Genomic DNA, 6070 nt, shown 5'->3' on the forward strand with positions numbered 1-6070 from the left:
GGGAACAATGATCACTTATCTCTATTGGCTTGCTGTCATTGCCGTTGCAGCGATTGCGCTGTGGGGTATCGGCGCAGGCTTGAAAAAATGGAATGTTGCCGTGGCCACCGCCGCCGCAGTTTTCATCATCGGCGCGGGGGCCTATTTTTTTCACTACCAGCAAATTTTTGTCAAGCAATGGGGAGGCGTGATGCACATTGCCGTACCCGAAGGTCAACGCCATATCGGCATAACCTGGAAGGACGAAAACCTTTGGGTCGAAAACTACGATCCCGCTAAAAACACCTGTGAATTCCAGGAATACTCACGCGGCAATATATTGCAAGGGAAAGTCATTCTAAAAAATTGCAATCCGTTGAAACAACCATAGCGAAAAATCAAAATGGGACACGGTCTCGAACGGGTCGAAGCGATGAATGAAAAGTTTCGGGAAACACAACGGCACTAACGGCTGTCATGCCCGCACCCACGCTTCCGCCTGCGCCAGGGCCGTGGGGGCAAAATACTCGATCGCCGTCTTGCGCAGACCCTTGGCGGTGAACATGAACACCTGTTCCTTCCACTTCTCGTCACCGACGATCGCCATTTTGACAACGTCATCTCCGTAGTCCATCAGAAAATCCATGTCACCCCAGTCGACCCCCTTCTCCCAGCCCTGGAAGTTCTCGACGATCACGAGCAGGCGTGGTTTGAGTCCCTGTGCAATCAGTTTCTTCGCCACCACCTGCAGCGCCTGCTGATCGGCGAGTTGCATCACGCCCTTGATCCGAACATGCAGGACGGGTCCATCGATTTTGATAATTTCGTGTGCCATCAGAAGACTCCTTACGGTACGAATGTAATCAGCACGCCGCCATTACGGCGTGCGCGTGTTTTTCTTGCGCTTGACGGCCATCGCTAGCGGTGTCGGGGCACGGCGAATCGATTCGCCCTGTTCGATCCACGCACTCAACAAGGTGTAGCCCACGGCCAACACCATCGGTCCGATAAAAATCCCGATCAGACCGAAGGCAATGAGACCGCCGATCACGCCGGCGAAGATGAGCAACAGCGGTAAATCCGCGCCCTTCTTGATCAGGATCGGACGCAAGACATTGTCGAGGGTACCGACAACCACCGTGACCGCCAGGAGGAACGTGCCCCAGCCGGCCGCGTCGTTCCAGAAGAGCCACACCACCGCCACGACCAGTACCGGCGCAGCGCCGATCTGCGCTACCGAGAGCATGAACATCACTGCGGTGAGAATCGCCGCAAACGGAACACCCGCGATCAGCAAGCCGAGGCCCCCGAGCAGTGCCTGCACCAACGCCGTGACCACCACGCCGAGAGCGACCCCGCGAATGGCCTGTGCCGACAGACGCACCGCCGCCTCGCCGGAGACGCCAGCCAGGCGCCCGCCGAAGCGGCGCACCCAGTCGGCGGCGTATTCGCCGTGCGCATAGAGAATCGCGGCAATGACCACGATGAGCAGGAACTGAATAAACACGACACCGACACTGCCGACATGGGAGACGAACCACTTGGTCAGATCACCCGCGTAGGGTGCGGCCTTGGCGGCCAAGGCCTCGACCCCTTGGGCCGCCACCTCTTGCCACAGCTGCGTCGCGTGCTCACCCACCACGGGCAAGCCCGCCAGCCAGGATGGTGGCGGCGGCACCTTGAACTCGCTCAAGGTCTTGGTCCACTCGGCGATCACATCGACATTGGCCACAATCGTGCCGATGGCCGCCGAGAACGGTAGGATCAACAGCAGCAATAACACCAGCGTCATGACCGTCACCGCGAGCCCGCGCCGTCCCCCGAGTGCAGTCTGGACCGCGCGCATCAATGGCCAGGTCGCCACCACAATCATGACCGCCCAGATCAGCGCCCCGAGAAACGGACGCAGCACCCAGAAGGAAACTCCGATGAGCCCGCCGATAAACAGCACCGCGAGTACGGTTCGGGTGAGATCGCGCTGGACGTCGGGCATGTTGAACGGCTCCTTAAGCGTCGCGGGTATGTTACCCGAGGGTGTCGCTTAACCATAGTGTCGGGGAAGGGGTACACATATGCCTGAACCGGCCCCGATGAAATAGACGCCTCGATAGAGGAAATTACATGTTGTTATAATCCCGCGCTTTTAAAAAGTGGGGCGCTGAGATTTTTTCCTAAATACCCCCTCCCCCTTTCGATCAAGGAGAGCGGGGGGACAGTTGTTATTTCGACTCAGTGCTTGGTGCCGGTGTTGCCGTCGGCGCCGGCTTGCTTTCTGGTGCAGCGAGGCCCTCTTTATACTCACTACTGCTGATTTCCTTCACTTCCGAACTCTGAAGCGTAACGGTGCTCTTGCTGCGAGCATCCTTCAGCTTCACTACGCCGCTCTTATCGCTATCAATTTTATCTGTGTAATACACTCTGCCCGATTGCGGGTCCGTCACCTTGTAATAGGAAGCACAACCCGCTGCAAGAAGAACACATCCGAAGACGACAACAAACCATCCGTTCGCGATGAACCGTTTCATGACATTATCTCCTTTCTTTAATTTAGGACTTTGTCCAAGTATGACTCGTGTTCTCATGTTTTACATCTCAGCCCAAGCAATAATGGAAAAGCATAAGCTGTTTTTTATCATTTTCATCATCCGACAGTACGTAATCATCTCACCCCAACCTGCGGTGTTTCAGAGCGCATCAGAACGCGAACGTAAAACTGATCTCCGGGTAGGTATCAGTGCAATCGCTGTAGAGCCTCGTATCGCAATCAAGGTAGGACTCGTATACGGCGCCGATGCCGACGAACATGTTGCGCCCGGCGGCAAGGTAGACACCGGCACGGCCGCCGACGGAGTCGAGATCTGGCAAGTTATCGATGTAGGTACGGCGATAGAACGCACCGAGGTAGGGCGTCGCGCGCGGCACCTGGTAGAACACGTACTGCACCGACGGCGTGAGCTTGGTGATGCCGGGATCGCCGCCGGTCCAGGATTCGGCGGACAGACCGATATTCAGCCCGTCGGCCAGATAATAACTGGCGCCCACACCGAGAACGAAGTAGCTGTCATTGAAGGCATTGCCGCTGCCGCCGACCACCGACAGATGGGTGCGTCCTTGGCTGAACACACCAGCGACATCGGCGGCCATGACCGGCGCGGCGGCGATGGCGGTAAGCACGGCGGTGACGAGGGTGGTGCCGGTCTTGGTCATGATCAGGTCTCCATTTGCTTTGGGCGCGCCATCCGGCGTCGTTCCGCCCGACGCTCACGTCTTGCTGAGCCGGTGCGGCGCATACAGGTAATGCACCAGCGGAAACACATATTTTAAGGTCCGTAGCGTTATGTGTATCGGTAGAATAAACGCCTCGTTTCTGAAAAGCCACCCGTATTCAATAGAATTATTTACCGAAACGCGTGGCGCGTGCCGCCCGCGACGAGCACGAGCATGAATTTGTGAACCCGGGCCATGGACGGTGACTTCCAGGGAAAAGGGTGTTTATACTTCTAGGCCCTGCTCGAACCCGCGACAATGCCCGCCTCGCACGACAAGACGAACCGATGTACCGCCGCGTGCCTGCGCAGCCTGTGGTTCGCAACGCTGTTGGTCGCATGGCCGGCGGCCGCCATCGAGGTCGTGGTCGAAGGCCTTCCGTTGGCGCTGCGCAAACCGGTGCTCGAACAGCTCAGCATCGAGCAACAGAAGAATGAGTCCGATCTGAGCCCAGCCGCGATCCGCGCCCTGCACAGGCGCGCCGCGGAGGAGATTCGCGCGGCCCTGCTGCCGCGCGGCTACTATCGCGCCCAAGTGACGGCGAAGCTCACGAGCGGCGAGCAAGGTTTCGTGGCACGCTATCGCGTGGAGCTGGGAGAGGCGCTGCGCATCGGCGAGCTCGATCTTCAGGTCACCGGTGATGGCCTGGCCGATCCCGCCATCGCCGCATTGCTCAAGAACTTTCCGCTGCGTCAGGGCGATGTGCTCGATCACGAACGCTACGAGGCGGCGAAGGCGCGCCTTACGCGCCTCGGCGCCGAACGCGGCTACCTCGACGCCACGCTCACACGCCACACGGTGCAGGTTGACCTCGAGGCCTATACGGCGAGCGTGGCGCTGCACTACCAGACCGGTGCGCGCTACCGCTTCGGCTCCGTGCAATTCGAACCCGGCAGCGGCCTCGACCCGGAGCTGCTCGCGCGTTACGTGCCGTTCGCGGCCGGCGAACCATTCGACGCCGAGCAGCTCATCGAGCTGCGGCGTGGTCTGGTCAACAGCGACTACTTCCAGCAGATCGAGGTGACGCCGCGGCGCGATCTCGCGATCGACACCGAGGTGCCGATCGTGGTGAAGCTCGTGCCGCGGCCACCCAACAAATACACGCTCGGTCTCGGCTACGGCACCGATACCGGGGTGCGCGGCAAGGTCGGCTGGGAACGTCGCCAGCTCAACGAGGCCGGCCATCGACTCGCCACCGAGCTCAATGCCTCGCAGGTGCGGACCGATCTCACCGCCAGTTATCTCATCCCGGTGCGTGACCCGCGCACCGATCAGTTGTCGTACAACGTCGGCGCCATTGACGAACACCCCGATACCAGCGACAGCCGACGCTACACCGCCGGAGTCGCCCTTACGCATGCCGGCGGTCAATGGAGCCTGACCGAGGGCCGCATCGCCGGCTGGCGCAGCACCTACGGCCTGAGCTACGAGCACGAGACCTGGGAGACCGGTAACGAGAGCGGGCAGACGACACTGCTGATGCCGAATGCTAGCTGGCTGTACCTCAAAACCGACAACCGGCTCGTCAGCACACGCGGCTGGCGCGCCCAGCTCGACCTGCGCGGCTCAAATGCGGCGATCTCCTCGGACGTGACCTTCGGGCAGGCGCGCGCGCAGGCCAAAGTCATCGAGCCACTCGGGGCGCGCGGCCGGGTGGTGGCGCGCCTCGACGTCGGCGCTACCTGGATCAATGATTTCTCGACGCTGCCCTCGAGCCTGCGCTTCTACGCCGGTGGTGACCAGAGCGTGCGCGGCTACGCCTACAACTCCCTCGGCCCCGAGGATGAGAACGGTGATGTCATCGGTGGACCGTACCTGCTGGTCGGCAGCGTCGAGTACGAACACCGCATTTTCGAGAAGTGGAGCCTGGCCACGTTCTTCGATAGCGGCAACGCTGTGGACAGCTTCGACGGACCTTATTTCAACGGTGCCGGCGTGGGCGTACACTGGAGATCTCCCATTGGGCTGATCCGCTTGGACGTCGCTTGGGCGCTTACGCTCGAAGATCGGCCGTGGCGCGTACATTTCGTCATCGGGCCCGAACTGTGAAGCGCAGACTGCTCATCATCGCCACCGTCCTCGCCGTCGTCACACTCGCACAGACGGCGCTGCTCACGAGCGAAGCTGGTCTGCAGTGGGCGTTCGCACGCGCTGCCGCACTCGCCTCGGGAGAGTTGCGAGCGCAAGCGCTGCAAGGCAACCTGCTCGGCCCGATCCGCGCGCGCGGCATTGTGTATCGCGACGCGCGCACCGAACTGCACATCGGCGAGTTCGTGCTCGACTGGCAACCCGGCGCGCTGCTGCGCGCGACGTGGCACATCACGCGCCTCGAGCTCGACGATGTGCAATTGCAGCGACGCAGCACGCCGGCGAGTAACGCGCCCGCGCCACGGCTATCGCTGCCACTCGCCGTGGAGCTGGATGCCGTCCGGCTCACGCACGCCACCTTTACTATCGACGAGACAGACCCGGTGACGCAGGTGCGTGCGGAGCTGAGCGGCAGCGGACACGACACTCGCGTGCGGTTGACGCAATTCACACTCGAGACCGAACATTACTCCGTCGCCGCCGCGGGACAGATCGACCTCGCCCCGCCCTACCCGGTCGATCTCGAGCTGCGTTGGTCGGTGCGCGTTCCGTCGCTCGCGCCGTTCACCGGTCACGGCTGGCTGCGCGGCGACAGTCGCCGGCTCGCAACCGAACAGCAACTCGCGCCACCGTGGAGCGCACAGTTGAACGCCTCGGCAAGCGATGTGCTTGGCGCGACGAGCTGGAACGCGACGCTCGCGACCGCCGACCTCGATCCGGCCACCTGGCGTCATGG

The 6070-nt window shown here is 61.2% G+C and carries 7 protein-coding genes; 3 read left to right on the top strand and 4 right to left on the bottom strand.

Annotated features, from left to right (window positions below; genetic code table 11):
- On the top strand, positions 1 to 370 hold a 370-nt coding region (locus WB402_RS06230), incomplete at its 5' end, for a hypothetical protein (protein WP_424206057.1).
- Between the two features lie 84 nt (positions 371 to 454).
- On the opposite strand, the gene WB402_RS06235 is transcribed toward WB402_RS06230, so the two are convergent.
- The 4 genes from WB402_RS06235 to WB402_RS06250 all read right to left on the bottom strand — a co-directional run bounded on the left by WB402_RS06235 (position 455) and on the right by WB402_RS06250 (position 3186).
- Positions 455 to 814, bottom strand: a complete 360-nt coding sequence (locus WB402_RS06235) for an STAS/SEC14 domain-containing protein (protein ID WP_424206058.1) — start codon at positions 812 to 814, stop codon at positions 455 to 457.
- Positions 815 to 856: 42 nt separating this feature from the next.
- Positions 857 to 1972, bottom strand: a complete 1116-nt coding sequence (ydiK, locus tag WB402_RS06240; RefSeq protein ID WP_424206059.1) for an AI-2E family transporter YdiK — start codon at positions 1970 to 1972, stop codon at positions 857 to 859.
- A 226-nt stretch (positions 1973 to 2198) separates the two neighbouring features.
- Positions 2199 to 2504 carry a hypothetical protein gene (locus tag WB402_RS06245; RefSeq protein WP_424206060.1) on the bottom strand — a complete coding sequence of 102 codons (306 nt, stop codon included), beginning with the start codon at positions 2502 to 2504 and terminating at the stop codon, positions 2199 to 2201.
- Between the two features lie 169 nt (positions 2505 to 2673).
- Positions 2674 to 3186: a hypothetical protein gene (locus WB402_RS06250; protein ID WP_424206061.1), complete on the bottom strand. Its 513-nt coding sequence runs from the start codon at positions 3184 to 3186 to the stop codon at positions 2674 to 2676.
- Between the two features lie 318 nt (positions 3187 to 3504).
- Between WB402_RS06250 and WB402_RS06255 the strand changes: the two genes are divergently transcribed.
- Positions 3505 to 5295 carry an autotransporter assembly complex protein TamA gene (locus WB402_RS06255; protein ID WP_424206062.1) on the top strand — a complete coding sequence of 597 codons (1791 nt, stop codon included), beginning with the start codon at positions 3505 to 3507 and terminating at the stop codon, positions 5293 to 5295.
- Positions 5292 to 6070: hypothetical protein (locus WB402_RS06260; RefSeq protein ID WP_424206063.1), on the top strand; the 779-nt coding region annotated here is incomplete at its 3' end. The genes WB402_RS06255 and WB402_RS06260, both read left to right, overlap by 4 nt.

Origin of the sequence: Sulfuricaulis sp., assembly GCF_049587675.1 — a bacterium.
Taxonomy (GTDB): domain Bacteria; phylum Pseudomonadota; class Gammaproteobacteria; order Acidiferrobacterales; family Sulfurifustaceae; genus Sulfuricaulis.